This is a genomic window from Chlamydophila parapsittaci, assembly GCF_006385615.1.
In the GTDB taxonomy this organism is placed as follows: Bacteria; Chlamydiota; Chlamydiia; order Chlamydiales; family Chlamydiaceae; genus Chlamydia; species Chlamydia psittaci.
The window spans coordinates 611,567-637,817 of record NZ_CP041038.1; the positions used below are offsets into that span (position 1 = coordinate 611,567).

The following is a 26,251-nucleotide window of genomic DNA, read 5'->3' on the forward strand; positions in this document are numbered from 1 at the left end:
TGTTTTTGGAGTAACAATGGCACCCAAGAAAACAACTAAAAAGGGCGGTCCAAAAAAGCGGCCTTCTGCAGAAAAGCGTATTATAACTTCGCAAAAACGTTATTTGATCAATCAAAGTTTTAAGTCAAAAGCAAAGACAATGATGAAGAAATTTGAAGCAGCCTTAAAAGCTGGTGATCAGACAACCATTGCTTCTGGATTACAGTTAGTCTACAGCGTAGCTGACAAAGCTGTAAAAAGGGGCATTTTTAAACAAAATAAAGCCGCTCGTATCAAATCACGTGCTACCCTACGAGCTAATGCAAAAATATAATTTTAATTTATAGGTAATTATGACTACTTCCTGCTTTAGTAGATGTTGTCCCACTCTATCTAACATTCCTCTTTGTCCCGACTTAACAACGTGTTGTGATCAGATTCGACTAAATGCTACGAAACTTCATAATAGTATTAGTCTTCTGGGAGATGTGTTTGGAATTTTAGGTTCCTCTACAATGATTGCTAAAGCATCCCTAAATCCAGAGAACACCAACACTCTAATGCGACTTACCTCATTAGAAAATGCGTGTGGAATAGCTGTAGGATTAAACAGCTGTGTAGATACAGTAACCCTGGTCTCTCAGTTATTAACAGGTGCTATGTTCTATGAAGTAGACTCTGCTACCGGAAGTGTCAAAATAGTTACCAAAAATATACAAAAACCCAATGGGGAAGTAGAAATTGTTTCCAGTCGTATACTAAGATCGCCTCTTGCTATTGCAAGCAAAGTGACTCGCTTAGCTTCTAAAGCGACAGGAAGCGCTTGCTTACTCTCTGATTTGAAACTTGTAAATTTAGCAAAACATGCGAAAGGTTTAGGCGGTATTTCTACCGGCTTATCCGCTATTAGTTCTGCTTGCGGCGCTGTTGATGACGTTGTCAGCATCGTCTCTACTTTACGCTCAACAGACTTTGATCCTTCTTACGAAGATCTTGTCCAACGTCGTGTAACATTAAGAGAGAAATTCTTCTCCTTACTGTGCAATTTTGTCGATTTAGTCGCGGATATTCTTTGTTTATTTGCTAATTTTGCTCCTGCGTTGTTAGGACCTCAATCTGCTCTCATTATTGGTTCTTTCTTCCTGATGTCTGCCGTTCTAAACTTTGTTCAAGATTCTATGAGTTTATAAGATCTGTTTCTAAAGAAGACGATCTACCCCATAAGTATACTTATGGGGTTTTTTTATGATCTTATACAACGTCTCTCGATCAGCCCACACATCTATGTTGTTCTTTGCACGTGTGATCGCTGTGTAAAGAATAGAAATGTCAAAAGTTTCACACCCTTTAGGGATAATAACAATGACGTCCTCGTACTCACTTCCCTGACTTTTATGCACTGACATAGCGTAGTTATAGGTATAATAAGAAAACTCTTTGGCATCGATAAAGCGAGAGTGAGAAAAAAATAACTTTTGCGTCTTTGGGCAAAGGTGCCCCGTATCACCATTAAATAGCCCCCAAGCTTCATAACGTTCTGTTATCATAATAGGAATGGGTAACTCTGGATGTGTTTTTTGTATTTCATGAAAGAGCAGTTCATTTAAGCGTAGGTATCCCCAAGGACCATGTCGCATAGGAGTTAAAACACACAATTGTGTTTGAGATGAGGGGGTATTTATAAACGCCTCTTTAATCATAGAAAGTGCAGTGAGCATAGGAGGCAAAGGGGTAAAAGGAATGGCTTGTCTTTCTAAAACAGCTCTAGCAAAATTTTGAACTCTATTTGTTTTAGCTCTGTGAGAAACATGAAGATGTAGAGCTCTTTCAGGGAAACGTGCTATCAAATCTTGAAGAGGATTTCCGGCGCCAACACCTATGGGGGGGAGCTGATTCTCATCTCCCAATATAATTAAATTATCAGCAATGATTTTCCCGTGTTTATTTTCCCCTGATAAAGTGTTGACTAGGCTATGCAGAAGACTAAATGTCACCATAGACCCCTCATCAACTAATAATAAATCAAAAGAAGCGCACTGGTGATACGCATGTTCTTGCAAGAATCGGTGTATTGTTTGGATTGTGACACTAGACTCAGAAATATGATGTTTAGAGAGTATGTGACGGATATGAGAGGTTGCTTTTCCTGTAGGAGAGACTATAGCAATACGGATTTTAGGATACTGCTTAATTAACGCGATGATTATCTGTACAGCAAGAAATGTCTTCCCTGTTCCCGGCCCACCACAGATCAAAGAAAAACAACTGTTAACAGCTTTGTGAAAAACCTCATTTTGCTCCTGAGATAAACTCGACAGAGTTGTTGTAGTCAGGCTGTACCGATTAGAAGCTTGTGACAACAAAGAGAGTTTTTTAAAAAGTTTCTCACGAACTGTATATAAAGATTTTAAATAAATTTTATTATTTTCTATCACAAACAACGACGACAAAACATCGTGAGGAAGAGCCTGAAAATATTCATAAAACAGCTTTTCAGAAATTCCGGATACTGAAGGGAATAAACGCTCATTTTCTATACTAAGAAAGGGATAACCACAACGCCAAAGAGCAGAAGAAATAGCCAGAAATGCAAACGCTTTTTTTGATTCTGGAGAGATATGGCGCTTCGCAAAAGCTAGGTCCAAAGGTAGAACAATCTGTTGTTGAACTACATCATAAAGAAGGTGAGAAACATCCGGGCTTAACGAAAGCATGAACTCTATGCATTTTACCCCTTTTTATAACTCGTTTCGAGATCTTTGGGTAGATGTTTTTGGCATAATGCTAGTGCTTTCTGAACTTTAGAATCATACAAACGCTCATTCGAGGGTAAAGCATTTAGACAATCCCAAGCTTCTAAATAACTCTTATTTTCAAACAGGCATAATCCTAACAAACGATAGGTTAATGGTGAGGGGGCAATTTTGGTAAGCCATAAGCTATAAAAATAACATTTATGATACTCACCTTGAATGTATAAGAATTCTGCATCGGCTAAAAAATTTGCTATCTCCTCTTCACATATGGTGATAGGAGTTAATCCCTCATCTGTGATGAAATCCTCTAACTTCAGTAAACGTGTAATCGCATGTCCCGACAACATTTGCTTATACGCTTGCTTGATAAATAGAAAAACAAGGTTCTCACTTTCTATATCATAGTCGGTAAACTGTAAAATGAGGTGGAGCAAATTCAAAGCTTTATCATCACAATTTCCCTGATGCCATAACTGCTTAGCTTCTTTCATTAAATAATGCACAAGCTGTTGTCTATCTATGTCATAAGACTGTATCTCCTCCCAAAGATTGAGATACTTTCTTAGATTAGTGTAACTTAGATCATCATTAGCAATAATATCTTTAAGAGACTCGGGAGAGATGATCAACTTCTCGCTTACCCATAAACCCGCATCTAAAATTTTTAACACTGAGAGTGTTTGTTGAGCTTTTGTGGTTTGTACCTTTTGTACATTTGCTGATAGAATGGTTCCAAAGGTATCTACAAGACGTTTCTTAAGCGATTCTATCTCAAAAGAAACAATTGAGTTACATATCTGAGTAACCTGTTCAGGATGCGAAAAAAACTTCTCTACTAACGGTTGGATTACCAAATCATATTTAGGATCAAAGTAAAAACGTTCCCAATTCTTAATTATCTGCATTAAAGGAGATAGACGTTCTTGAGGAACAATAAAAAGATGTTCTACAAGCATCGAAAATAATTCTTCTTGAGGAATAAATTTTTCGTAGGATCTTTGATCCACAGCGTGAACTTTCTTCTTATAAAAAAGAATCATCTCATAGTAATCTGGATAAATCCTACAAAAATTCGACTGTTTTAATTCTAAAAAGTAACTTCTACTAAGCATTAAAACAGCATAATCGTAAATTTCAGAATTCCAATCACATTCTCTTTTTAGTAACTTTTCGATGGTACGATGAAGAATAGTTCTTCCTGAAGAAAATTCCCCGAGTTCTATCAAGCAATGAGCTTCTATATTACCTAAAAAGAAGTCGGAAACCAGTTGCTGTATGTTTAAATCTAATAATGAAAATTCGGTATCTTTTACTTGATTCCTCCATACTGATAATGCGTGTAAAGCTTTATCAAAATGTCTTTGCTTATAATTTAAAAGAAACTCAAACAAAGGAAGATAATGAGACTTGGGAAACTGCTGATACAAAGTATCAACGAACACCTCCATTTGTTCTATATTCTCAGAGAAAAAAGCATTGAGAATACGCCCTCCTATCACCTCTTCTTTAAATAAGAATTGCGTTTTTTCTACTTCGTTATAAATCTTAGAAAAGACTTTCTCTGACTGGCTCATGTTTTTCTGCTTTTGCAGAATAAATCCTTGGAAACAAAGAAGACACTGGCGTTGTTGACTCGGGAGCAAGCGTTGTAAAAAAGACTCTACTTGTTCTTTTTGACCATTAACCCATAGTGTAGCAGCTTGTGTGCTTTCTGATGATGTCACTGAAGGGTTGTGCGAGGAACATAAAAAATAAAGCCCCCCTCCCATGGCAAAGCATGAAAGAAAAAATGCGCAAAACAGGATATAGCGAACCATCAGAGCCTCTGCCGGCTTTTCGAAACCGTCGTTTTTAATTAATTTTTAACGTGTTAAAGTTAAATTATATATACAGGGTTGTCTTTATGCAAAATTATTTTTAATCAGAAAAAAATTAAAAAATTGTAAAGGGTCTTTGAAAAATAAAAGATTTTGTATTAGTTACTCAAATAATATAGCCTACCTTGTTTGCTCATGCTTACGGATAAAATTATATTATTTGTTACCGAAGACAGTAGTATATCTTTACAACTAAAAGAGTTTGCTCAGAATGTAGAGTATAACATTGTTGTCTCTTCTACGCTTACTGACACTCCTGAAGCTGATTTAATTTTCTGTGAATACTTACTTCTCCCCGAAGCTATGTTTTCTAGTAAAATTTCTTCAGAAACAGATTTAGTTGTATTATTTGATGTATTTGAAGAAGAGGCTATTGTAAAAATTCTGAATAACGGTGCGAGCGGTTATCTACTTCGCCCTATAACAGTTAAAGTTATAGATGCTGTTATTCGTGCTTTTTTACGCAATCATCATCATTTCGAACATGCCATTCCTGAATCCATATCTTTTGGTGATCGAACATTCCATCTTTTAAATCTTTCTATAGAATCACCTCAAGGAACCACCCATCTAACTCCTTCAGAAGCTGGAATATTAAAAAAACTACTTATGAATCGTGGTCAGTTGTGTTTAAGAAAACACCTGCTTGAGGAAATAAAAGGGAACACCAAAGAAATTATAGCTAGAAATGTCGATGTACATATCGCTTCTTTAAGAAAAAAACTTGGGCCTTATGGTTCTAAAATTTCTACAATTCGCGGTGTTGGTTATTTATTTTCAGAAAATGATAACCTGCCTCCAGAATCAAGCGAAGAACCCACACCTCCCTATCCTTCTAACGGCTTTTGATTACTCCTTGTCACTAAATCGTCATAACTAGACAATATCCTAAAAAGCTATGACCTGCCATGATACTTGCATCTGTTTTATTTTCCCCCGAAGATTTTTCTTTTCCTGAACTCATTACAGAAGCGTATTATACTTGGGATATTTTAGCATTAATAGATAGAAAATTATCCACGCATGTGTTCTCAGGAATTCATGGAACTGTAGAATCTGGAGCTTTTTTAAAAAATATAGAAAGCATAGAAATTGCTGAAGGAGCTTATGTAGAGTCTGGAGCCTATATTGTAGGTCCTTGCATCATAGGCCCACAAACAGAAGTCCGTCACGGAGCTTATATACGAGGGAGTGTGATCACAGGCACAGGTTGTGTTATTGGACACTGTACAGAAGTAAAAAAAGCCTATTTTGGTCATTATGCCAAAGCTGGTCATTTCGCTTATATTGGAGATTCTGTATTAGGTTCAGAAGTCAATCTCGGTGCAGGTGTGCGTTGTGCGAATTTTCGCCTTGATGGGAAAAACATTTCTGTGAATTGCGCTGAAGGTCGTGTGGATACCAAACTAAGAAAAGTAGGTGCCTTTCTTGGTAAAAACGTTTCTGTAGGTTGCAACACTGTTATTAATCCTGGGCATTGTATTCCAGCTCATACAACAATTTATCCCGGAAAAGTTATCTAGTTTAAGGCAAATTCTATGGTCTTTATGGATATTTTCGAAGCTTACCGCGTAATGATAGAAACTGGTATAGAGGATTCTTTAGATGAGTTTGGTCCTAAAGGATTCTCTATACGAGCGCCTGTAGAATATGCGTTAACAAGCGGTGGTAAACGCATTCGCCCTATGTTAGTATGTATGATTGCTAAAGGTCTCGATATGGGTAGAGATGTTTTAGATTCTGCATTAGCTATAGAATTCATCCATACCTCCACGTTAATCGCTGATGATCTTCCTTGTATGGATGATGATGATGAGCGTCGTGGGCGTCCTACAGTACATAAAGCTTTCGATGAAGCTTCTGCTTTATTAGCATCTTATGCTTTGATTCCTGCTGCATATTCGCGAATTCGTTTAAATGCAAAAAAACTCAAATCAGCAGGTGTCGATTCTAAAGAAGTAGATTATGCTTATGATATGATTTCTGATATCACCGATAAAAATTTTGGCGTCCACGGTGTTTTAGGAGGACAATATGAAGATATGTTCTTCAATAATGAGGGTCCTGAACATGTGCAATCTATCATTCATAAAAAAACAGGAGCCCTGTTTGAAATCGCTTGTGTCTCCGGTTGGTTGTTTGGAGGAGGAACACCCGAATGTGTTCCACAAGTACGAGAATTCTCTCAAACCTTTGGTCTGCTTTTTCAAATAAAAGATGATATTTTGGATATACATCAAGATGATCAAGATGTAGGGCTAAATTACGCGTTATTATTTGGTGTGGATGCTGCCAAAGACCTTTTAAAGAGCTCCAAAGACCAGTGCTTTAGCTTAATAAACCATCTTAAGCAACACGGGTTAAAAGACACTTCAGAATTAGAAATGCTTATAGAATATGTGGGTATTCGAGATTACTAATGCGTATGTAAAAATCTGGGTGAGAGGATTTGAACCTCCGCCCCCTTGCACCCCATGCAAGTGCGCTACCAGGCTGCGCTACACCCAGGAAATACTAGTTTACAAACAGGTTATTCCTTCAAACTGGAACTCACATTTTTTAAATTCTGCAACGCCTATCTGAGCACACCTTTCAATAATAGTTTCTAAAGTATCCCCTGCCGAGACATCAGCGGATTCTATGTCTACTGCTATAGAAGCTGTAAAAGATGCTCCTCCTTTTTCTCCTCTGACTTTGAAGTTCACAAAAATTCCTTGCTTAGTTTTGGAAATATTTTTAAATCTCACTAAGTTATTATCGATAAGGTTTTTCATTTTATGACCTTCGCCTTCGAAAGCAATAAAAATACCAACCTCTAAGGTTCCTGTAAACGTAAAGATTATATTTAAGAAGTTGCTAAAAAGATCTTTTACGCGATTCTTGTTTTATCCTACCCAAATCACATTCGGAATAATCTACAAATTTAAAAAATGATTCGTATACGGGATCAAACCTGATGACCTCTTTAACCATGTCTATGGCTATTTTTCTATAATTTTCATGTCCTTGTACTTGTGAACGTAGTTCGCAAAGCCACTGTAATGCCCTTCCGTTGATATGGAAAAACCAACGTATGTTGTAAGCTAGAGGAACGACATACTGAGCTTCTTCTGGAAACTCTAAAGAAATTTGGTTGTAAGCTTCTTCAGCTTTTTCCATAGCTTCTCTAAAATCTTTTTCCATAGGGGTGTCTAACAACTGCTCAGGAATGTGGTAGCCGAGATTTGTCGTGAGTAATTGACGTTCTTGAGTCAGAATTCGATGTCTTTGAAGATCTCTATAAGCTCCAAAATCCGCAGTGATATCAAATCCGAATTCTAAACACTCCAACCCTCGTGGAGATTTATGTCTACGATTTTCTCTAGATGAAGATCCTGCTTCTAAAACACGGATCAGATCTTCTCTAGGCATAGATTTACAGATATTGATAAGCTCTTCGTAGGTATGTTCTGAATAAGGAAAAAGGAATCCTGCAGCTACTTTATATATGCCTTCAGGATCTCCATAAACTAAGCGTACTCCCGTTTGTTTAGACGGATGCGATCCCCCACTAAATTTCTCAGCCAAGCTCGTTAATTGTTCTCTGAGAGTTTGTCGATAGCTTAGCATAGCTTGATGGTGGTGGTGGTGTGATTCTGCACGGCTAACAAAAGAGGGAATGATTTTCATGAGTTCGGTTAAAGAAGACTCGCCAATTTGTCTAATTTCCGTGAGATTGTGTCCCTGAATTTTATGCAATAAGGTCTGCCAGAATCTTCCATTACCAAAGAATCCTAAATTCGTTAGGGTTGCAGCAGGAAGAAGTCCCCGCAAACAATCTAAAACTTTAGCTCTTAAAGAAATGGTATATGCAGACTGAGATACTTCGGATTCCTTCGGATAGATCTTTTCAAAATAAGTACGTACTTTTGGAATCAAATCCGCATACGTATCAAACAAGAAATCACACGTCCCCAAAAACACGTCTTTAAAGGCCGAGGTCATTAAAATAGGGTCGCGGTAATATAAATACTCCCCTTTCACTTTTTGATCGAAATACACGTATCTAGAAGACTTTTCTAAAGGAGACCCTCCTATACGAGCATCTTCTAGTATCTTTGCAGCAAGCATAGAAACACTTTCTATAGCAAGATGAGCACCACCTAATTCACCTATAGAATCATCTCCAAACCCATCAAGAACTCGTCTATAAAAATCAGCTGCTTTATGTATTCCGACTTCAAAATCCACTCCGGAACTATCTAAGAAATCGCCCCCTTCACCTTCTAAGAACTCCTTTAAAAGTAAAGAACGTAAACCCAATGTGGACCGAGAATATTTAGAAAATAAGGCTCCTTTCACCACTTCAGGAAGATTCTTCAAAGCAAAAATGTTTGTTTCTAGGTTGGTAACGAAATGAGACAAACTCTTCCTTTGTTCTGAAGAAAACTCATCATCTCTGCTCAACATGAAAAACCTCAAAAATTAAAAAGACTGCCACATGGATTAGAAAAAAACCAAAACGTTTTTACTTAAAAATCCTGTTGAAAAATGGTTGATCTTGTGTTCACAAACATGCAAAATCTCGATTTATTTACAAACTGAACAATGTTTTAACAAAGTTTTAAACATGTTAACCACGTTGTTTTCCCTCTATAAACCGAGTTTTAAACAGTTTCCACACCCCCTAAAGAAGAAGAAGTAATATTTATATAAATACTCTATCTTTTTCAGAAGTTGTGGAAAGTGTTGAAGGAATGTAAAAATGAGCTCATTAGCGTTGAGTCGACGACCTCGTAGAAATAGAAGAACTGAGGCAATTCGTGATTTGGTATCTGAAACTTCTTTATTACCTCAGGATTTCATCTGTCCTTTTTTTGTTAAGGAAGGAAAAAACATACGTGAGGAAATAGAAAGTCTTACAGGTGTGTATAGATGGAGTATAGATCTTCTTTTAAAAGAGATCGAAAGGTTGTGTTCTTTGGGGTTAAGAGCTGTGATTCTTTTTCCCGTCATTCCGAGTCATCTTAAAGATGCTTACGGTTCATACTCTTCTAATCCTAAAAATATTCTATGTAAGAGCATCTATGAAGTAAAAAAAGCTTTTCCTAACTTGTGTGTAATCAGCGACATTGCTTTAGATCCTTATACCACTCATGGTCATGACGGTATTATTGATCGTGGGGAAGTATTGAATGATGAGAGCGTGCGTATATTCGGTAACATAGCTACGTTGCATGCTGAGATGGGCGCTGATGTTGTAGCTCCGAGTGATATGATGGACGGCAGGGTAGCTCATATCCGCTCGAAGTTAGATCAAGCAGGATGGACTCAAACCTTAATTCTCTCTTATAGCGTTAAGTATGCTTCTGCTTTGTATAATCCTTTTCGAGATGCTTTAGGATCTCATTTGCAATCAGGAGATAAACGCAATTATCAGATGAATCCTAAAAATGTTTTAGAAGCTTTACTAGAGTGTTCTTTAGATGAGCAAGAGGGCGCTGATATGCTCATGATAAAACCCGCAGGATTATATCTTGATGTGTTGCATCGAGTGAAAAATAGTACAACATTACCCTTAGCAGCCTATCAAGTCAGTGGTGAATATGCTATGATAGCAGCAGCTTCTACTATGGGGTGGTTGGATAGAGAAAAGATAGTGTATGAATCTTTGATAGCGATAAAACGCGCAGGAGCCGACATGATCATTTCTTACGCAACTCCGTTAATTTTAGAAATGATAGCTTCTTCGAGAGTGTAAGTTCTTCGAAGAACTTTATTCTGTATCTGCGGTATTTTCTGGGTTTAATATCCCTGTTTCTTTTGCGTAATGCTTTAGAGCTTCTTTGATTATCGTGAGCATTTCTGTTTTTGATGGATCTATGAAGGTCGGAAGAGCAAAATCTTCAGGACACACTTCTAAGAACCCTAACATGCACGCTAATTCGAAGTTTTTGGTAATGACAGACTTAATTAAAGGTACAACAGGGATTTTCATCGCCATAACTTTATCATAAATTTCGGTATCTATGATGGGGCGTGTTTCTCCGTGGAGGTTGGTATTCGGATCCATGTAGGTGTGTTTTCTTTTTAAAAATCCGGAAAGATAGGTCCTTGTCAGTGTAGGTTTATTAATACCTAACCTTAGAAAGTTAAAAGCTTGCCGCTTTTGGGGATTAGGGATAACAGAGATAGTAGCATCTCTCATACCGAGACAAGGAAGATGTTCCTTGTCGCAAAGTCTTCCAGTTAAAGGATCTCCAGAAATTAGAGATACCTGATCAGATGCGATCTCATCTAAGGGAAGTAAGCTTTGGAAATCAGCACCTCTAGTAGTAATCACATAGCGTCTTAACGAAGGTTTTAAACCCGATCCAGCTAGGGCTACTACCTGCTCATTGAGAATTCTTCCTTTTAAGAATAAGTGTCCTATAGCTAAGACTTCCTGGAAAGATATGGTGAAAACCACATCCTTTTCACTAGTAATAGGTGCTATGTAGTGAATGTGTGTAGAGGGAGACCCAGAAGGATAAGGCCCTGTGATTTTATGTAAATGTGCGATGGATTTTAAGTCTTTTTCAGGAATCGCTAGTCTATCAGTAGAAATAATATGTGGGCATAAACCAAAAAGTTTGGCTATAGCTCGAACTCCTACATTGAAAACGTAAAATCCTTCTTCTCTGGAAGAAAAGACGGAAAGATGTTTTTCTGTAGATGGAGTGAAAGGACGGTTATCAGCTAAGTTGATGAAGACATCCCTAGGATGATGCGTAGGTAAGGCTGGAATATCAAAGGGACGTTGTTTAAAAAGCGCGAATAGCCCTTCTTTTTTAAAGATTTCTAACAGTTCTTGTCGTGATAATTTGGATAAATCGTAAGAGTATTCTGTTAGATTTTGCCCTGGGTTTTTTTTGATAACTACATCTAAAAGAGACCGCTTATCTCCTCTACGTATTTCTTGTACAGTTCCAGAAACGGGAGATGTAATAAACACTCCCGGGAAGTTTTTATATTCTGCAACCGGTGATCCTGAAGAAATAGCCTGACCCTGTTCTACCTTAAGCTTTAAAGTTAAGGCAGAATATGGGCGCAGGTCTACAGAAACTAGAGCAGGGTCGATTCTTTTTAAAAACCCAGACTCTTTAGGAGACCCTTGCAAAGATAGATCTAAACCCCGAGTAATCGCAATTTTCATACTTTAGGGATTATAGGCGTTTTTATAAGGGAATCCAGTTTTTTTTCTTATTTTTTTTAGATGAAGTAGTTTTTGTTTTATTACTAGAATTAGGTTGGGGAGTTTCTCCTCCTAATTCCTTGGTAACTTCATTAATCAGAGCTTCTGTTTCTTTTTTATACTCGTTACATGAAGACCGGATGTTTTCTAACGCTAACCATTCTTCTGGAGAGAAGTTATCTGGGTTATTAGCAAACACTTCCATTTGTTCTCTAGTCATCCCTGTTTGTTGAAGGATTTCCTGAGAACGTTTGTCTAGCTCTTGGATTTTTTCTTGGGTTTTTTCCATCAAATATTCGTAATCTACTTCAGAGTCAGAAGATAAAGCTGCACCGAAGGAAGGATCGAAGTCTATATTATAAAGAGCAAGTATTTGTTTTATAGAATCTATTATTTTTTGCGCAGAGTTACTATTCATTAATACACCATGGATTTTAATTTATTATAAAATAAATATTATTATTTTTGTGTTGTGATATTGCTCTTTTTTATAGTTAAGCGTATATTTCCCGTTAAAAACGGGAGACATCGTGGACTATCTAGAAAAGTTGCAAGTCTTAATAGACGAAGAGCAACCCTCAAGTTTCTTTAATTTGTGGGAAGAATATTGTTTTAACGATGTGGTGAGAGGGGCCGAGCTTGTTCAGATCTTAGAGAAGGTAAAACACTCATCTTTAGCCCCTTTGTTTGGCAAGATATCAGACTCTGTCCTTCCTTTATGGGAGAGAATACCTGAGGGAAAAGAAAAAGATCAGGTTCTTAGATTGGTTTTGGATATACAAAACACTAACGCTAAGCCGTTTTATGATGCTGCTATTGATTATGTAAATAGGAAGTATCATGGTAGGGAAAATTTTAATGAGGCTTTAAGAGTGGTTGGTCTTCGTGATGGTCGCGAGTTTCAGTATAGTTTAAGCCGTTTTGACTTCTTAATGCACTTGAATGAGGGAAATTTCGTCTTTCATTCTGGGGGATGGGGAGTTGGAGAGGTCATGAGTGTTTCCTTTCTTCAACAAAAGGTTCTCATTGAGTTTGAAGGGGTTGTGATGGCTAAGGATATCTCCTTTGAAACGGCCTTTAAAAGTTTGATTCCTTTAGATAAAGATCATTTTCTATCACGAAGATTTGGAGATCCGGATGGTTTTGAGGCTTATGCTAAAGATCATCCTTCCGAGGTTATAGAAATTCTACTTAAGGATTTAGGTCCAAAAACAGCGAAAGAGATCAAGGATGAACTTGTAGATTTAGTTATTCCCGAGGCGGACTGGAATCGTTGGTGGCAAGCAACTAAGAGTAAAATTAAGAAGAACACTCGTATTGTAGCCCCTAAAACCATAAAAGATCCTTATAGATACAATCCTGGAGGGGATTCTTTAATTTCTCAGTTAGAAACTCGACTTTCTCAAATCGAAGAGACTCAGGGAAAGATTATAGAGATTTATCAATTCATTAGAGATTTGCATAGTGAATTAAAGAAACCCGAAAACAGGGAAATCATACTCAATGTTTTACAAACACTTCCTATAGAAGATAACCAATCTTTAGAAATCCAAAGGGATTTGTTACTTTCTGATTTTTTAGGTGAAAAATCTAATAAGTTAGACAGTAAATATATAGCTTCGCTTTCTGAAGAAGGGATTATCTCCATAGTCAATGCCATTTCTATAGCAGCCTTACAGAAAGCTTTCTTAATGTTAATAAAGAAGCATTCTCCAGTTTGGGAAAATGTCTTTATGAAGATCTTTTTCTCGACAACGTTTCCAGCTCTTAGAGAACTGAGTTTTAAAGTGTTAAAAGGAGAGGAGTCGTGTTGCCAGAAGATTAAGGAAAAGCTTCTTGGGTTTATAGAGCATCCTATGATGTACCCAGAGGTTTTTGTCTGGTTTTTCTTAAAGTTTGGTTCGCACGATGATGGTCTTTTTGATCCAAATGATAAAGAAATCGAAAGATTGTTTTTAGAAGCTGCTATGGTGTTTATGTATCATATTGCTTCAACGCCTCAGAAAGAGTTGGGCAAAAAGATTTACAACTTCCTTGTGAGTGACCGTTACTTAGTTATTCGTAATATGATCGAGGGAGCTCCTTTGTCTTATTTGAAAGAGATTTTGTTGCTCTCTACAAAATGCAGTCAATTTTCCTCTAGTGATCTTAGTGTTTTACAAAGCGTTGCTGAGGTTGTACAACCTGATTTGAAGAAAAACACTGTGGCTGTGGAAGAAGATATTCTTTGGACAACTCCAGAAAGCTTTACGAAAATGAAAAACAAGCTGCAATCTCTTGTGGGTAAGGAAATGGTGGATAACGCCAAAGAAATAGAGGACGCAAGAGCTTTAGGGGACCTTAGGGAGAACTCTGAGTATAAATTTGCTTTGGAAAAACGAGCACGTTTACAAGAAGAAATCCGTGTGCTTTCTGAAGAGGTAAATCGAGCTAGAATATTAACTAAGGATATTGTTTTTACTGATACGGTAGGCGTCGGTTGTAAGGTTTCTTTAGAAGATGAACAGGGAAATCTTATTACATATTCCATCCTCGGTCCTTGGGACGCTGATCCTGACAACTATATTTTATCTTTAAAATCTAAGCTTGCTCAAGAAATGCTCAACAAGAGCGTTGGAGCTAGTCTACAGTTTCAAGGAAAGAAATATAAGATTAGCCGAATACAATCTATTTGGGATGCATAAAGGAAATGGAGTATAGCGGAATCGAACCGCTGACCTCAACAATGCCATTGTTGCGCTCTACCAATTGAGCTAATACCCCAAGTAGATAAAATTATCATGAGATAAGGTTTAGAATCAATCTTTGTTATAATACGAAGGAATTTCTTTGGTATGAGTTTTTTTAATCAATTACCCACGTTTGCTCCCGATTCTATTTTGGGTTTGCAAAAACTATTTTTAGAAGACGAGCGAGAGGATAAGGTCAACCTTGTTATAGGTTCTTATGAAGATCCTAACAAGGCTTATGGTGGCTTTTCGAGTGTCCGTAAGGCACAATTTTTATTATTAGAAAACGAGATGAATAAGGGGTACTTACCTATTAGTGGGTTGTTGTCTTTTAATCAACAAATGGAGAGTCTTGTTTTTGGCGATGATGTAAATCCTAGTTTTGTTGTTGGCGCCCAAGCCCTTGGAGGAACGGGAGCCCTGCATTTAGGCGCGAAGATTTTTTCCATGACCAATCCTTCTGGTGCAGTATACATTCCCGAACAGACGTGGGGAAACCATTTGAGAATATTCGCTCAACAAGGTTTAGATGTTCTAAAATACCCTTACTATAGTTCAGCAAGTAAAACACTAGTTTTTGATGAGATGATGTCTGTATTACAATCAGCTCCCAAGAACTCTTTAGTGCTTTTGCAATGTTGTTGTCATAATCCTACAGGAATGGATCTTAATGAGAACATGTGGACACGTCTTGCAGAGCTGATGAAAGAACGCCAGCTGCTGCCTTTTTTTGATACGGCGTATTTAGGGTTTGGTTCGGGTATCGAAAAAGATAGAAAACCTATAAAGATTTTTATAGATTCAGGACACACTGTATTTGTAGCTGCATGCGCAAGTAAGAATTTTTCTCTTTATGGGGAGCGTGTAGGCTATTTTGCTGCATACAGTAGGGTCACTGATGATTTAGATAAGATTTCCAGCTGTCTCGAAGAAAAAATACGAGGAGAATATTCTTCGCCTCCTAGACATGGAGCTAAAATTGTTTCTACAATTTTATCAGATGCTTCTTTGAAAACAGAATGGTTGGCAGAATTAGAAACGATTCGTTGTTCTTTAGAGAAAACACGAATTCGATTTGTTCAGGCTATGCGCAATCATATTGGTCATTCTTTTGACTTTATCCTCTCTCAGAAAGGATTTTTTGGTTACCCAGGATTTTCTTTAGAACAAGTCTTATTTTTAAGATTAGAAAAAGGCATCTACACAACAAGTGGAGCCAGGTTTAATCTCAACGGGATCACCGATAATAACATCGATCATGTAGTTCAGAGTTTTGCTGAGGCATATCAACAAGCTTAGTGTGCCGAGTTTTCTATAACATGATTCTCCTTTTTTGATTAAAAATCCTCATAACGATAGCGCAGATAACTATCTGCGCGTATTTTTAATTAATTGCACATTGAAGTTTTCCTTATGTTTTGTTTTATCTGCGAATATCATAAAACGATAAGTTAAGCACAGAACAGCTACATAAACTCAATAGAGTTTCAGGTAGAGTCTGTGGGGAATGAATCTTGTGTTGAAACGAAAACATGAAGAAATATGCGAGAGATTAAAAATCCGGAAGAACATCATTCTGCAATAAAAACAACAGGATCTGTGTTTTACCGTCGACATAGAAAGAACAGAGTATATGTCTACGTGGTGATAGCATTGAGTATTACTTTGTTGTGGAGTTTGCCAAAACCGTTTTATGAAAATATCCAAAAACGTTTCGTGGTTTGGTATTCGCGTGTTTTTATGAATCACGCTGAGGTTTCTTCCACAAGTTGTTCTATCCAAGATACTGAGAACATCATCTTAAAAGATCGCATTGCTATTTTAGAAGAGCGTTTACAAGCTTATGAGGTTGCTTATCATACGCCTCCTTTGTTTCCAGAGATTCTATCGCCTTATTTTCGTAAGTTAATAACGAGTCGTGTGATTTACCGAGATCCCTCCCATTGGGGAAGTTCTTGTTGGGTAGATGTAGGTAGTGAACATAACATACAAAAAAACTCCTCAGTGCTTTCTGGGAAGGTGCTGATCGGTCTTGTAGATTATGTTGGAGAAAAGCAGTCCCGAATACGTTTGATTACTGATGTAGGTATGCAACCTTCAGTGATCGCTGTTCGCGGAGGAATACAAGCATGGTTAGTAAAAGATCGGATTCAAGATCTTAGTAAGCAAATAGAACGCCTTTCTGATGCTTACATTCTAGAAAAAGATAAATATGAAAAAATCTATCAGCTAGACGAGCTCAACATATCTATACAATGCGGTGATGAAAATACCTTACTTTTGCGAGGTACATTATCAGGAAAAGGCGGTCCTTTGTGGAAAGATGAAACTCTAACTTTACATGGGGAAGGATTTTGTTTTTCTGATGGTAAGGGTTTGCGTGTTGGGGATCTTTTAGTTACAACTGGACTAGATGGTGTCTTCCCCCCAGGATTATTAGTTGCTGAAATTACTAAAGTGTGTCTACCCCGAGAGGGCGCATGCTCCTATAAAATAGAGGCTAAATCACTTGCTGCAGATTTAATGAATCTCTCTTCTGTTTTGATTCTTCCTGCTATGGAATTTAACCCTAATGATAGACCGGATATTTTTGGTCTATTGTGGGATTAGATGTTTTGTAGTTTGGTAAGCACAAAAAGCCGTTTCCTTCAGAATCGATACCTCGAATAAATACAAATCCCATTTCTACGTCACTGGTAATATCAAATTGTTGTAAAAAGCGTTTTGCTGCATGGATGTAAATGGCACCTTGATAATCCAGGTTATGCTCTTTGATGTAAGCAAAGAGATTTTCTTGAGAATATTTTGAGGTAGTTTCTCCTAAGAAGGATGTTTTCCAATCTATAATGTAATACTTGCCATTATACTCGAAAAATAGGTCAATTGCTCCCTGCCACAACTGTTCTTTATTAGAAAAGAGAAAGGCTTCTTCACTAAGTATTTTGTCAGGGCAGACATCTTTTAAGGCAAAGGATGCGGAGGTAAAAGATAGCGGTGAAGAAATAGTTGAGAAAAGCTTTTGTGCGATCATTTCTTCATAACCCTCTAAATGAGTGTTTTTCACGAAGTGTGAGACTGTAGTTAAGATTTTAGAAATGGGAATTTTAAAATTTGGAGATATATTCTCTAGGATTTTATGAATGATAATACCCGTTTTTCTTCCTCTAGGAAGTGCTGAAGAGATCGAAGGGTTCTCAATGTCACTATCTACAAGCACTTCGTTATCTAACATCGTTTTTACAGAGGAGAAAGAGAAAATCTGTTTTGTAGGATAGGGCGATAACACAAAAGTTGAAGGTGGGGTAAGGTGATAAATAGGCTCAGTGGATGGATCCTGTCTGTGTGTGGTTGATAAAGAAAATAAGGAGGGATGCTCTTTGGATAAATTTTGGGCGAGATCGAGGATAGATGCATACGATCCCTCCTGCTTTACATAGTTTGTAAGAGCGGTATTGCGTCTTGAATTTAAAGAAGTTTGGAAAGGGATAAAGAGTTGTTTTTTAGCTCGAGTACACGCTACGTACATTTCTCTTATCCATTCTGAAGAACTTTTATTTTTTTTTGATTTATCTAGTCCTGGGCAAAAAACAACATCATATTCCAATCCCTTAGATGCGTGAATTGTAGTGATTTTTAGGATTTCTGTGTCTTCGGAATAAGATGAAAACGACAGGTTTTCTTCCCAACGTCCTGTCTCTGAGAAATATTGCAAATAGAGAAGTTGGTGTTGAGGTTGTGAAGAAAGCGTTCCTAAGTATGCACAAAGCCTTTCCATTTCTTGGAAAGTCAGGTCTCCTTGAGGAGTTTTGAGTAAAGCTTCTCCATGAAGAGTCATGAAATGATAAAATGTAGCTAAAAGCCCATGATCAAAAATATAACTGCGTAGAGAGAAAAAATAAGAGGAGTAGTGTTCTTTTTTCTCTAGAATATCGGTGAGGTCATGTCGAAATAGGCTACTCAGTAAAACCCTTTGTATTTTTTCATAGTTTTCTGGATAGAGGATAGCCTCTAGCCAAGCTATGGTTAATAGATATGTTTCAGTAAGATGAAATATCGATTTATTTTTAGAAAATGATACAGGAATACTGCAGTGGGTTATTAAATCGAATGCTTGAGCCGAATCCGATACTAAAATTGCCATGCGTCCAAAAGAGATTCCATGAGTAGCTTGTAAATGTGAAGCTGTTTGAGATATCCACGCAGCTTGGTCAAGAACATTGTCATAAGAAAAGAAGTGAATAGGCGCATGTTGGGAGTTATCAAAATACTCTGAACTCTGTGGGGTTAAGGAATGATATTCTATAGGTTCATAACCAGGAATTTCTAGAAAAGGAGAACATTTACAGAAGAGAATATTGATGGCCTGCATCAACTGTGGTGTAGAACGGTAGTTGTTGATAAGATGCAGCTGTGACGTTTTAGGAAATGTAGATTTTGCTTTTAAATAGGTAACGAGATCAGCATTTCTCCATTCATAAATCGATTGTTTGGGATCACCTATTAGAAATAGGGATCCAGAGAAATCATTGTGAGCAAATAGTTTTGCAAAAATATTCCATTGTTTCCTATCCGTATCTTGAAATTCATCGATTAATATGAGCTGGAATCGCTTTCTTAGGGATTTTATCACTTCTTCAGCTTGAGAAGAGCGCAGCAGCTCTTCTAGTGTGACAATGCTTTCATCTGGAGATAGCCACCAAGTGTAGTGGTTTTTTAAATACAATTGTAAGTCGTGAAGCAAGGTGTTGAAAATACTGTCTACATTGCAAAATTGCTCGGTATCTTGAAACCATGATGTTTCTTCTATATAGCTAAAAGCGTGACAAGGTTGATAACGTGCTAAACGATTTTTGGGATGGAAAGTTTCTGCTATCTTAGAAAAAGAAAGCAGGCGCACTGATGTTTCTGAAGAATATAAATGATCTACAAAAGATAGAAGGTCCTCAGTTATAGAGAAAGGCTGTTTTTTGAAACTCTCCGTATATTTAAGAGCTTGTTCTAAGAAGTTTTCTTTAGGGATATCTTTGATTTTAGATCGAATAGAGCTATGCCAAGTGTTTAATAAGGATGTGGTGGTGCTTTTAGATGGTAGGTGATCAAAAGTCTGGACTGTGTAACTTGAAAGTAACTTATCTGTCAAAAAAGATGTGTGTTTGGAATTAGAGTTATAGCGTGCCGCAAGTAAGTAAAATTGTTCAGGAAATAAGACGTTCTCCCAAAGATCTTGGGATAAATACTTACGAATATGATGTAAAACCGCTTGTGAGTGCGTAAGAGCCGAGTTTTTTTGCGAGATTTGCATTTCTGGAAAATGCTGTTGCAAAACGTAATTACAAAACCCGTGGATGGTAAAAATTGCCATACGATCTATCGAAGCTAAAGCATTACGCACCTGCATGTAAAGCTGCTTTACATCACAGGGAGGGGATAAGTAAGGAGGCAAAGGGTGCTCGGGGTGTGTAATGGCAGATTTTAACTGCGATGCAGCTTGTTTGAGGTTCTCTTGAATCCTAAGTTTTAACTCATTAGTAGCGGCATTCGTAAATGTTACAACAAGAATATTTTCAACATGGGAAACAGAACCTTCTAAAAGAGCACGTAAAACAATTTGTTCGATGGTAAATGTCTTTCCAGTGCCCGCAGAAGCTTCTAGAAAATATTTCCCTTGGATAGATGTTTCAGGATGAAAAATATCAAACGGTTTCATGCGTACCCTTAAACAAAGAAAGAATCTGTAGACGTTGTTCTTCACTTACTGTGAACTGTTCTTTATAGTCTCGGTTATGAAATTTCCAAAAAGTCGATAAAGAGGGATTATTAGCATCAGCTTCAATAGCTGTACGTATAGCTTCATGAAACTTCTCGGAATTGTCTAAAAACTTCCAACAATCAGAAGAAATTAAAGGAATCGGAAAATCTCTCATCATTTGGTACACACGAAGAACCTGGTGCAGATAATCGTCAGGATTAGAAAAAGGAAGAGGAAGATCTTCAAAAACATCTTGAGAAAGGATGTTTCTGATAACAGCGTCTTCTGAAAGCACGCCAGATTTTTGTAACATTGCTATAGCAATGTAAGCCTTTAAGTAATTTTTCATGTCAGAAGAGTTCTCTAGAATAGATTTTGTTTTCCTTACAGTTTTTCTTGTCTTAGCTGTAGGGTCAATGGAACAGAGATATATACCTTTAGAGAATACTCCAGAAAAATTCCCGTGTAGATAAAGCTCAGAGTTATTCAAAGTTATTGCAACAGGTGAGAGAACCTTATCTTGATCCGCAAGATGATCATGAAATAATAATGAAGAAAAAAGCACAGTATATGGTGCTGTAAGGGCATTTAAGCGAACATTGTTCAGCCATTGGGATATTAGATCGTCGTAGTAAGTAAAAATGTCCTTAGAAAAGGAAGATAGGTAATTATACGTGCTATCTTCAGATGTGTTAGAGAGGTGATTTTCCCAAAACAGCATGATTTGTTTTTTTGTAGGAAACAGCTTCTCTCTAGATTCTAGTACAGTAGGAGATCTTAGAGAAATCTGGTAATTAGACTGTAAGAAGAAGTCTAAAGGTGAGAAAATTGCTTTTATAATTTGAGAAACAGATACATGGTCGGGAAGGTCTGGCGTCGTATCTGGAGTGTGAAATAAAGAAGGTAGGGGGTCTTTCTTAGAACAAAATGCTTGCGCTAACTTGTAGTGATGCTCTTGAGAGGTGTGTACAAGGGTTGTTTTGGCAAATAACGAAGGTGTATACGCTTTTGTAGGCAGATGAGAAACAGGTAGCTGTAGAGCCTCTTGAAGATAATTAATATAAGCACTGGGTAACGCAGGATTGTGCGCAGAAGATAGATAACTAATATGAAGTTCATGTTTAGTAGAAACTATCGTCTGAAGGAAATGAAAGTTTTCTTCATCTTCTGAAGATGAAAACACCAGTTCTTCTTCAGTTGAGGCATCAACGAGATCTAGTAAATCAATGGCCTGTTTTCGCTTATTTGCTCCGAGAATAAACGTGTAGCCTTTAGGTAGAAGACTTAAATCTCCCAATGTTCCGACATAAGGGCCAGGCTTATCATAAACGGGGCTATTCGCACAAAAGCAAGAGAAGAAATCCAAACAAAAGTCTGTAAAGAAATTCAAAGAACATTCTGACGAAGAAAAGGTGGGGAAGAGAGCATTTCTAAGAGATGTTATAAAAGATAACTCTTCTGGAGATAGGATAAAGATAGATTCCAAGAAAGAGAGAATGTGATTACAGTGTTCTTCGTAAGATTTGATAGGGTTCGACGCATAAAGATTTAAGAATTTTTGTAGATCGTACAGTAGAGGAAGAATGCGCTCCCAGAGTTCTACCTGACTTACTTTACCACACTCTTCAACAAAGGGATAGGCATTCAGAATGTTATCCCCCAGATGTTGTAAATGTGTTCCATCCCCTTTATACAGTTTTTCCCACTCACTGGAGAGTTTCTTCAAAAGATAGGGAGTTTTACTCGGATCTATAGGATTTTGTAGTTGGGGGTGTGTAAGAAGTTGTAATAGACGGTATAGATTTCCCTGCGTCTGTAAAATGGATGATAAGAGTAAGAGTTTTTCCTTTAAGTCTTCCGCGTGTGAAGAGGTGTTATTGCAGAAGTATAGAGGTAGATGAGGGGAAAACACTGCTTTTAAATACACCTCATAGATTTCTAGTTGAGAAGATAAAATAAAAATTTCTTCTGGGCGTACACCTTGATGCAATAACGTAGAGATTTTTGAGAACGCTTCTTGTACCTCCCTAGATGGACTTAAGGCTTTGCTAATAGTTATAGTTTGCTTTTTGTCTACAATGTTTTCATGAGAATTTGGTTTTAAGTGCAATAGGTTACTTTGCACAACTCCTAAAGATGTCGTTTCTTGAGGAGGAATGAAAACCTCGGAATAATGTATTTCCTTGTCTAAAAAGAAATTTTGAGATGCTTGCGATTTGTGAGAAAGATTGGCAAGCAATGCTTGCCTATCCGCTAAAACATAGTGTTGCCAAGCGTCTCTGTTGGGTTGATCTATAAGTTGACGCCATAAGAAATCAATTGATTTGTCTGATAATAAATCACCAAAATATTCGCGACTTGGTGAAAAACAGTAAAAATATACAGGGAAAAAATAACTCAACCCCGTAAAAAAAGTCGCAAAATGCTTTGGTAAATGAGAATAACCAAAGATGTGTAAGGAACGGTTTTGTTTTTTAGCTTTTATAGAAGATAGTATGGAAGCGAACACCTTCCCCATAGGCGTAAAGTGCTTCTCTAACTGAGAAAAAAGATCTTTATGATAACGACTATTTTCTGAAGGTGCTTGCGAGAATGTATAGAATTTTTTAAAAATAGATGCCAGATGCTTTGTTGAGCTATAAGAAGGCTCCGAAAGAAAAGATGTGTTTTGTAAAATATCAGGAGTTGCTTCGGAAGTCTTTAGTAGATCGTATATAAATAGAGGAAGTGTTATATAGTCAGGAATTAAAGGTTTTTCATGACAAACTTCAGTGAATAAATGTTTGACAAGGGAGTCAGAAGAAGAGAAAATAGTCGACCCCATAAAAACGTGGTTACTCGTAGCATTAGTAAGTTCTCTACGTAGCCAGTGCCCTATTTCTGTATTGGCAACAAGAATCCACCTTTTAGTAAATGGCTGTTGATAAGTAGAAAATAGATCTTCTGCAAGTTTAGCTAATAGATGAATGGGGGAGTTGCTAAAAATTGCCTGACTATGTTTGGTCGCATTCATGGATATATCAATACAGAAAAAATCTTTTCGTGCCTTAGTAATAACGCATTTTCTTACGATACTAAATGATAATCTTTACAAGTTTCTTTTAGTCTTTTTTCTGCTTGAAGGAAAAAGTTTAACAGAGAATGCAAAGATACTATCTTACGTAAGTTTGTGTTTCGCTTTACCGTTTCTTTTGCTAGCACCTTTGGCAGGAAGTTTATCAGATAGATATCAGAAACGAAACATTATCTTAGCCACACGTCTTATTGAAATTGTTTGTACTTCACTGGGCTTATACTTTTTCTATATCCATTCTGTCGTCGGCGGGTATGCAGTTTTGATCCTCATGGCTAGTCATACGGCTATTTTTGGTCCTGCAAAGATGGGGATTCTCCCAGAGATGTTACCTCTAGATTATTTATCTAGAGCTAATGGAATCATGACCGCAGTAACTTATACTGGAAGTATCTTAGGATCTTGTTTTGCTCCTTTACTTGTCGATCTTACAAAGAACCTTCCAATTAACTGCTATGTTCTTTCAACGTCGTTTTGCGTGGTTTCTTCGATCGTAAGTACTTTTGTTTCCTTAGGCATACGTTCAAGTAACTTTAAAAATCGTAGTCAAAAAATTACTTATGCTAGCTTTAAAGATCTCTGGGAAATCTTTAAAGATACACGTCATGTACATTACCTAACCCTCTCTATTTTCTTAGTCGCTCTTTTTCTTCTGGTTGGAGCTTATGTACAAGTCGAAATCATTCCTTTTGTAGAGTTTACTTTAGGTTATCCTAAGCATTACGGAGGTTATCTATTTCCTATTGTAGCTTTGGGCGTTGGAGTGGGTTCCTATATTACAGGATGGATTTCAGGAAAAGATATTAAGTTGGGGTATGTGCCTGTCATGACCTTAGGGTTAGGCTTTGCCTTTATGGGACTTTATGCTGTTTCCTGTTCTTTAGTTGGGGTGATGTTCTTCCTATTACTGTTAGGATTCTTAGGTGGGGTATATCAAGTTCCTCTACACGCCTATATACAATATGCAAGTCCTGAACATAAGCGCGGGCAAATTCTTGCAGCAAATAATTTCTTGGATTTTGTCGGTGTATTAATCGCAGCAGCAGTTGTCAGGATTTTGGGATCCGGATTGAGTTTGCCACCAGAGACGAGCTTCCTATACATGGGAATCCTCATTTTCTGCCTCGGCTTGTGGATTCTATGGATTTGGAAAGAGTTGGTATATCGTTTAGTACTCAGTGCTGTATTAACAAAACAACTAGGAAGTTATCTTAAGCTTCCAAAATCACTCATACCTGTTTGCTATTTGGTGCCCACCCACTCTTATCGAGAAGTCCGGCGTGTATTAGCCATGCTACCAAAAACTGTACGCACGACTGTGGTGATACTAGATCAAAAACTACAACCTGGTTGGACAACTAGATTAATTTCGTACTGTGTTCCTACAGTCATATGCGATCTTCATGAAACAAGCGATCGAAGTATGAAAGAGGCTTGGGCAGTTTTGCAAGCTAAACGCTTACACATGTTGTTGAAAAAGCAACCGGATTTGTGTGTGATATGTCTAGGTAAAGAAGAGAATATTGAAATATTTTCTAAGGTGGTGTTGGAACAGGGAATTAGTATGAGAACTATTCATTTGGTATCCAAGAAAGCATCTTACCGAAGAAATAGGTATAGTCTATCCTTGAACCAAGCCGATGAAACTTAGTCCAAGGAAAATATTTAGCACATCCTAGTGTAGACAGCAGCAGCTGGCAGCTTCTTCCTTCTCTTTCTGTACTTCACATAGATGCATACGGCGGAAAGGCTTGTTTCCTCTACAAGGGGAAAAGGAGCGAATCCGAGGTGCTTGAGAACACTCTTGAGAACAACATCCTTTTGTTGAATGGATACAATCCTTACAACAAATGAATAAATTATTACAGTCTGTATTCGCACAGTTGTAGTAGGTGTCACAGGGAGTCTCACAATGTGAGCACGAGGCGATAGGAGCAACGTCGGTATCTGCTTCATCAATAGGTACAGCTAAACGATCATCAAATACGAATAGCTTGCCTCGCCATTTACCTGTGCCTACAGCCTGACCATAAGCGATCACACCACCATCCAGTTGATACACTTCTTTAAAACCTTTTTCTAAAAGGAGGGAAGAGTACAGCTCACAACGTATTCCACCAGTACAATACATCATCACAGGGGTGGTAGCTGGGTCGTGTTCCTTAGACAACCGTTCAGCATAATCAGGAAATTCCCGAAAAGTCCGAATGTCTGGAAGAACAGCATTTTCAAAATGCCCTATTTTCCATTCGTAATTATTTCTTACATCTAAAACTAGACAGCGATTCTCCTCGAGCTTCTCATGCCACTCTTGAGGAGAAATATGCTTCCCTTGATTAGACAAATCTACGTCGCAACCAAGAGCTACAAGCTCTTTGCGATATTTTACAGTTACACGAGGGAAAATATTTTCTTCAATGTGATGGATTTTAAATTTTACATTTGAAAATCCAGGACGCTGTCTTAGCCAGTTCATGTAGTACTCTGCGTCGGGTTGATAACCGCTAAACTGGCCATTAATCCCTTGTTCAGATATGTAGATACGACAAGAAACATCTAAATTTTTAAATAGTTCCTTGTGCAACGCAATTTCCTGTTGAGGATTATCTACACGAGTCAAATAATAATAAGCTAAAGCGTAATAATTCTTTTTCATGAGAAATACCCTAGCATATTCTCGGAAATAATTCCATTGTAGAAAATTAGGATTGGAACTAAAATGCTCTTTGGTATTTTGTCAAGTGGATGAGTAATCGTTTTCTTTATTAGCGAGGAAAATCTTCCAGGTTATACCGAAAGCAGTGCCGCTACCTTTGTCTAAAACAGGCCAGGGAGGCGTGAATAATTTCTAAGGACTAAATAAAGGACTAAAATA

General features: G+C 37.4%; 19 protein-coding genes and 2 tRNA genes. 10 read left to right on the forward strand and 11 right to left on the reverse strand.

Annotation, left to right across the window (positions count from 1 at the left end; translation table 11 throughout):
• Positions 1-16: 16 nt before the first annotated feature.
• The gene (gene rpsT / locus FI836_RS02640) at positions 17-313 is read left to right on the forward strand and encodes a 30S ribosomal protein S20 (protein WP_013462764.1); all 297 of its coding nucleotides are present in this window, start codon (positions 17-19) and stop codon (positions 311-313) included.
• A gap of 181 nt (positions 314-494) precedes the next feature.
• Entirely contained in the window at positions 495-1,169 is a 675-nt protein-coding gene (locus tag FI836_RS02645) for a hypothetical protein (protein WP_014944086.1), read from the forward strand.
• 9 nt (positions 1,170-1,178) lie between these two features.
• Here FI836_RS02645 and recD read toward each other — a convergent pair whose 3' ends face one another.
• Complete coding sequence (recD, locus tag FI836_RS02650; RefSeq protein ID WP_014944087.1) at positions 1,179-2,693, reverse strand: exodeoxyribonuclease V subunit alpha; 1,515 nt, start codon at positions 2,691-2,693, stop codon at positions 1,179-1,181.
• 14 nt (positions 2,694-2,707) lie between these two features.
• A complete protein-coding gene (locus tag FI836_RS02655) occupies positions 2,708-4,552 on the reverse strand; it encodes a DUF1347 family protein (RefSeq protein WP_006343666.1) in 1,845 nt (614 codons plus the stop codon).
• A 195-nt stretch (positions 4,553-4,747) separates the two neighbouring features.
• Here FI836_RS02655 and FI836_RS02660 point away from each other — a divergent pair, with 195 nt between their 5' ends.
• From FI836_RS02660 to FI836_RS02670, 3 genes are read left to right on the forward strand one after another with little or no spacing between them, the layout of a single operon-like run.
• Complete coding sequence (locus FI836_RS02660; RefSeq protein ID WP_014944088.1) at positions 4,748-5,461, forward strand: response regulator transcription factor; 714 nt, start codon at positions 4,748-4,750, stop codon at positions 5,459-5,461.
• A 59-nt stretch (positions 5,462-5,520) separates the two neighbouring features.
• Positions 5,521-6,135 (forward strand): transferase, encoded by a 615-nt coding sequence (locus tag FI836_RS02665; RefSeq protein ID WP_006343668.1) that lies wholly within the window; start codon positions 5,521-5,523, stop codon positions 6,133-6,135.
• Positions 6,136-6,150: 15 nt separating this feature from the next.
• A complete protein-coding gene (locus tag FI836_RS02670; RefSeq protein WP_014944089.1) occupies positions 6,151-7,032 on the forward strand; it encodes a polyprenyl synthetase family protein in 882 nt (293 codons plus the stop codon).
• A 14-nt stretch (positions 7,033-7,046) separates the two neighbouring features.
• On the opposite strand, the gene FI836_RS02675 is transcribed toward FI836_RS02670, so the two are convergent.
• From FI836_RS02675 to FI836_RS02685, 3 genes are all read right to left on the reverse strand, one after another.
• Positions 7,047-7,120 (reverse strand) — tRNA-Pro (locus FI836_RS02675).
• A gap of 11 nt (positions 7,121-7,131) precedes the next feature.
• The gene (locus FI836_RS02680) at positions 7,132-7,386 is read right to left on the reverse strand and encodes a hypothetical protein (protein WP_006343670.1); all 255 of its coding nucleotides are present in this window, start codon (positions 7,384-7,386) and stop codon (positions 7,132-7,134) included.
• Positions 7,387-7,468: 82 nt separating this feature from the next.
• Complete coding sequence (locus tag FI836_RS02685) at positions 7,469-9,061, reverse strand: FAD-dependent thymidylate synthase (RefSeq protein ID WP_006343671.1); 1,593 nt, start codon at positions 9,059-9,061, stop codon at positions 7,469-7,471.
• Positions 9,062-9,356: 295 nt separating this feature from the next.
• Between FI836_RS02685 and hemB the strand changes: the two genes are divergently transcribed.
• Positions 9,357-10,352 carry a porphobilinogen synthase gene (gene hemB, locus FI836_RS02690; protein WP_006342675.1) on the forward strand — a complete coding sequence of 332 codons (996 nt, stop codon included), beginning with the start codon at positions 9,357-9,359 and terminating at the stop codon, positions 10,350-10,352.
• Between the two features lie 15 nt (positions 10,353-10,367).
• On the opposite strand, the gene FI836_RS02695 is transcribed toward hemB, so the two are convergent.
• Positions 10,368-11,786 (reverse strand): Na(+)-translocating NADH-quinone reductase subunit A, encoded by a 1,419-nt coding sequence (locus tag FI836_RS02695; RefSeq protein WP_014943600.1) that lies wholly within the window; start codon positions 11,784-11,786, stop codon positions 10,368-10,370.
• Between the two features lie 22 nt (positions 11,787-11,808).
• A complete protein-coding gene (locus tag FI836_RS02700) occupies positions 11,809-12,243 on the reverse strand; it encodes a hypothetical protein (RefSeq protein WP_014943601.1) in 435 nt (144 codons plus the stop codon).
• A gap of 112 nt (positions 12,244-12,355) precedes the next feature.
• On the opposite strand from FI836_RS02700, the gene FI836_RS02705 reads away from it, so the two are divergent.
• Entirely contained in the window at positions 12,356-14,509 is a 2,154-nt protein-coding gene (locus FI836_RS02705; RefSeq protein WP_014943602.1) for a GreA/GreB family elongation factor, read from the forward strand.
• A gap of 6 nt (positions 14,510-14,515) precedes the next feature.
• Here FI836_RS02705 and FI836_RS02710 read toward each other — a convergent pair.
• Positions 14,516-14,588, reverse strand: a tRNA-Ala gene (locus FI836_RS02710).
• Positions 14,589-14,659: 71 nt separating this feature from the next.
• Between FI836_RS02710 and FI836_RS02715 the strand changes: the two genes are divergently transcribed.
• Both FI836_RS02715 and FI836_RS02720 read left to right on the forward strand, forming a co-directional pair.
• Positions 14,660-15,853, forward strand: a complete 1,194-nt coding sequence (locus tag FI836_RS02715) for an amino acid aminotransferase (protein ID WP_006342679.1) — start codon at positions 14,660-14,662, stop codon at positions 15,851-15,853.
• Positions 15,854-16,096: 243 nt separating this feature from the next.
• On the forward strand, positions 16,097-17,164 hold the full coding sequence (locus FI836_RS02720) for a rod shape-determining protein MreC (RefSeq protein ID WP_006342680.1): 1,068 nt from the start codon (positions 16,097-16,099) through the stop codon (positions 17,162-17,164).
• Here the strand turns inward: FI836_RS02720 and recB are convergent.
• Positions 17,124-20,261, reverse strand: coding sequence for an exodeoxyribonuclease V subunit beta (gene recB / locus FI836_RS02725; RefSeq protein ID WP_020338202.1), 3,138 nt, complete (start codon positions 20,259-20,261; stop codon positions 17,124-17,126). The two genes, FI836_RS02720 and recB, sit on opposite strands and share 41 nt — an antisense overlap.
• The gene (locus FI836_RS02730; protein ID WP_014944438.1) at positions 20,248-23,316 is read right to left on the reverse strand and encodes an exodeoxyribonuclease V subunit gamma; all 3,069 of its coding nucleotides are present in this window, start codon (positions 23,314-23,316) and stop codon (positions 20,248-20,250) included. Before FI836_RS02730 ends, recB begins: the two co-directional genes overlap by 14 nt.
• Here FI836_RS02730 and FI836_RS02735 point away from each other — a divergent pair.
• A complete protein-coding gene (locus FI836_RS02735; protein WP_014944439.1) occupies positions 23,315-25,027 on the forward strand; it encodes an MFS transporter in 1,713 nt (570 codons plus the stop codon). The genes FI836_RS02730 and FI836_RS02735 overlap by 2 nt on opposite strands.
• Positions 25,028-25,051: 24 nt before the next feature.
• Here FI836_RS02735 and trhO read toward each other — a convergent pair whose 3' ends face one another.
• Positions 25,052-26,032, reverse strand: a complete 981-nt coding sequence (trhO, locus tag FI836_RS02740) for an oxygen-dependent tRNA uridine(34) hydroxylase TrhO (protein WP_014943609.1) — start codon at positions 26,030-26,032, stop codon at positions 25,052-25,054.
• Positions 26,033-26,251: the final 219 nt, after the last annotated feature.

What these genes read in the sequence shown, in the direction of transcription:
- rpsT (WP_013462764.1), top strand. Translation starts at nt 17, where the DNA reads ATGGCACCCAAGAAAACAACTAAAAAGGGCGGTCCAAAAAAGCGGCCT.
- FI836_RS02645 (WP_014944086.1), top strand. Translation starts at nt 495, where the DNA reads ATGATTGCTAAAGCATCCCTAAATCCAGAGAACACCAACACTCTAATG.
- recD (WP_014944087.1), bottom strand. Translation starts at nt 2,693, where the DNA reads ATGCTTTCGTTAAGCCCGGATGTTTCTCACCTTCTTTATGATGTAGTT.
- FI836_RS02655 (WP_006343666.1), bottom strand. Translation starts at nt 4,552, where the DNA reads ATGGTTCGCTATATCCTGTTTTGCGCATTTTTTCTTTCATGCTTTGCC.
- FI836_RS02660 (WP_014944088.1), top strand. Translation starts at nt 4,748, where the DNA reads ATGCTTACGGATAAAATTATATTATTTGTTACCGAAGACAGTAGTATA.
- FI836_RS02665 (WP_006343668.1), top strand. Translation starts at nt 5,521, where the DNA reads ATGATACTTGCATCTGTTTTATTTTCCCCCGAAGATTTTTCTTTTCCT.
- FI836_RS02670 (WP_014944089.1), top strand. Translation starts at nt 6,151, where the DNA reads ATGGTCTTTATGGATATTTTCGAAGCTTACCGCGTAATGATAGAAACT.
- FI836_RS02680 (WP_006343670.1), bottom strand. Translation starts at nt 7,386, where the DNA reads ATGAAAAACCTTATCGATAATAACTTAGTGAGATTTAAAAATATTTCC.
- FI836_RS02685 (WP_006343671.1), bottom strand. Translation starts at nt 9,061, where the DNA reads ATGTTGAGCAGAGATGATGAGTTTTCTTCAGAACAAAGGAAGAGTTTG.
- hemB (WP_006342675.1), top strand. Translation starts at nt 9,357, where the DNA reads ATGAGCTCATTAGCGTTGAGTCGACGACCTCGTAGAAATAGAAGAACT.
- FI836_RS02695 (WP_014943600.1), bottom strand. Translation starts at nt 11,786, where the DNA reads ATGAAAATTGCGATTACTCGGGGTTTAGATCTATCTTTGCAAGGGTCT.
- FI836_RS02700 (WP_014943601.1), bottom strand. Translation starts at nt 12,243, where the DNA reads ATGAATAGTAACTCTGCGCAAAAAATAATAGATTCTATAAAACAAATA.
- FI836_RS02715 (WP_006342679.1), top strand. Translation starts at nt 14,660, where the DNA reads ATGAGTTTTTTTAATCAATTACCCACGTTTGCTCCCGATTCTATTTTG.
- FI836_RS02720 (WP_006342680.1), top strand. Translation starts at nt 16,097, where the DNA reads ATGCGAGAGATTAAAAATCCGGAAGAACATCATTCTGCAATAAAAACA.
- recB (WP_020338202.1), bottom strand. Translation starts at nt 20,261, where the DNA reads ATGAAACCGTTTGATATTTTTCATCCTGAAACATCTATCCAAGGGAAA.
- FI836_RS02735 (WP_014944439.1), top strand. Translation starts at nt 23,315, where the DNA reads ATGGATATATCAATACAGAAAAAATCTTTTCGTGCCTTAGTAATAACG.
- FI836_RS02730 (WP_014944438.1), bottom strand. Translation starts at nt 23,316, where the DNA reads ATGAATGCGACCAAACATAGTCAGGCAATTTTTAGCAACTCCCCCATT.
- trhO (WP_014943609.1), bottom strand. Translation starts at nt 26,032, where the DNA reads ATGAAAAAGAATTATTACGCTTTAGCTTATTATTATTTGACTCGTGTA.